Source organism: Bacteroidales bacterium (assembly GCA_018334875.1).
In the GTDB taxonomy this organism is placed as follows: Bacteria; Bacteroidota; Bacteroidia; order Bacteroidales; family UBA12077; genus JAGXLC01.
The window spans coordinates 1-2,686 of sequence record JAGXLC010000508.1 but is presented as its reverse complement, the minus strand read 5'-3'; the positions used below and the strand labels follow the sequence as shown (position 1 = coordinate 2,686).

Here is a 2,686-nt window from a genome sequence, read left to right as displayed (position 1 = left end):
GTAATACTTCTTCCCGGCAAAGACCGGCTAAAATACAGGGCACTGTGATGTGTGAGGGAGAACCTGTACCTTTTATAAATGTGCTTATAAAAGACACCCATATAGGTACCATGACCAATCCCAAGGGGCGTTTCAATTTAAAGCATGTCCCTTCAGGTGATCATACCCTGGTTGTGAAAGGGCTTGATTACACAAAAGTCGAGAAACCTGTAACCGTCGAACCGGGTGAACATCTAAAACTTTCCATTGAGGTAGAGGAAGATGCTTTACAAATGGAGGATGTGGTTGTTACCGGCACCCGCACGGAACATTATGTCAAACAGGTACCTGTGAAAACGGAAGTGATCCCGGCACAGCAAATAGAGAATCAGAATGCCAGCAATCTATATCAGGCATTAAAGGGTATTCCCGGAATTCAGGTACAACAACAATGTCAGTTTTGTAATTTCACTGCTGTTCGAATGCAGGGCCTTGAATCACAGTACTCACAGATACTTGTGAATGGTTTGCCCATTTATTCCGGACTGGCTTCGGTATATGGATTGCAACAGTTAGGTACACCTAATATTGAGCGTGTAGAGATTGTAAAAGGTGCTGGTTCGGCTCTTTACGGAAGTAGTGCTATAGCCGGAGCCATTAATATCATAACCAGGAAGCCAGGTTATGATCCAATGACCACTATAGATATGCAATGGGGTAAATACAATACCAATGCCTATCAGGTTACTTCCTCATTGCGTAATGAACAGGGTAATGTTGGGGCTGTGATATATGGACAACGAAGCACTGGAGACGCAGTGGATTATACCAGCGAAAATTCCCCCGTGAAACAGCAGGATGGCATATCGGACAGGGTCAAACAAAATCTTACAAATGCAGGAGCAAGTGTCTTCGTGGAAGACCTGCTCTTTCAACAGGATCGGCTGTCCTTACGGGGGCGTTTTATAGATGAACTACGCAGAGGCGGAGAACTTACCGGGGACCATATTAAAAATCCGTTTTACGAAAGCAGTGAACGGATTTTAACCAACCGGTATACAGGAGAATTATCCTATGAAGCGACCTTTGAAGATTCTTCGGAACTGCAGATTGGTGCTGCCTATATCAAGCATGAGCGGAATGCCACCAATGATGCTTATTTAACAGATTATACCTCCATTCATCGTACCTCACCCCCTGTTTCCGAACTGACGCCTTACCTGGCCAATGAGAATACATTCAGTGGTATAGCCATGTATGATAAAAACATCAATAGCCACCATCTACTTACCGGTATTCAGTTTTCCTACAGTAATTTTCGGGAATCCGGCAAATACCTGGTACTTGATGATGAATCAGAGCAATTCGGCTCAAGTTTTTCTTCGGTCAGTAAAAAGCGCTTTTCTGATTTCGGAATTTTTGTTCAGGATGAGATTTCCCTTTCTCCTGATTTGCAAATGGTCCCGGGTATCCGGTATGACTATTATACTGCCCGTGAAACCTATATCAGTGAAGGGGAAATAAGCAATCAGTTTCCGGGAATAACCTACCAAACTTCCAGTTTGAATCCGCGGCTGGCTTTAAAATATGATTTTTCCAGACAATTTTCGTTCAGGTTCAGCACGGGAACCGGTTTCAGACCTCCCGCTGAGTTTTCGGAAGACCTGCATCTATGCAGCGGCTCTCCACGTATCTGGAAATCCTCTCGTTTGAATCCTGAACGGGCTCTGAGTTTTAACTTGGCTGCAGATTATTATGGAGAAAATTTCCGGCTTGGCGCCAGTATTTTCAGAACCAATCTGTACGGTAAGATTGATTTTACCGGGGCTGACCCGGAAATCAGGGCAAAGGGATACAATTATCAATGGGAGAATATCGGAGACGCGACTGTCCAGGGTCTGGAACTTTCATGGAGGGCGGAATTGACAGGAGACTTAGCTGTGGATGGTAACCTGACCTTTAATCGGGGTTTCTATAAATATGCACGGGAAGAATGGGAGGATTCCGGATATGAAGATGAAAGCAGGTACATCTCCAAGTTTCCTATGCATACAGGCCACCTTGGAGTGGAGTATTCTTTGGCTGACTGGAAATTTTCCATGGAGGGAAACTATGAAGGACCAATGTACATTGATTATTATCAGGATGAGACCATACCGGTTAAAATCAAAAAAACAAAACCTTACCTGTTGTTGGATGCAAAGGTCGCGAGAACATTCCGTACGGTAACCGTTTATGCCCGCATGGAGAATGTCACCGATTATGTGCAGCCCGAAAGGCACCTCGATGATGCTGCTTTTATTTATGCCCCGCTCATCGGGAGAATGTATTATGCCGGAATAAAGCTAAAACTAAAACATTGAAGTCCTCTTTAGAAGATCATTTTATTTGCCGCAACATTAAAGCCCGGATTATGCAATGTATAAAGTAGCAAATCCGGGCTTTTAATTGTTTCTGACGCATTGATTTAACCCAATTTTATAAAAAAATATTTGCATTTTGAGAATATTCTCATTATATTTGTTGGTATGGTAAACAGCGTAATTTCGAGTTTGGAAAATATCAATGAAATAAATTGATATAGAAAGCATAAATTTTTTCAATCAGTAAAAAGAAAGGAGCTATCAGCCATGAAAAATTTTTTATTTTCTAATATCTTGCGTGAGCTTGTGACCAACAAACTGAGCAGGAATTATCTGCTAAAAAA

General features: G+C 42.4%; 1 protein-coding gene. It reads left to right on the top strand.

All coding sequences use genetic code 11. The annotated features are described in order from the left end of the window. A partial coding sequence (locus tag KGY70_20510; GenBank protein ID MBS3777588.1) for a TonB-dependent receptor occupies window positions 1-2,342 on the top strand: 2,342 nt, incomplete at its 5' end. Between the last annotated feature and the right edge of the window lie 344 nt (window positions 2,343-2,686).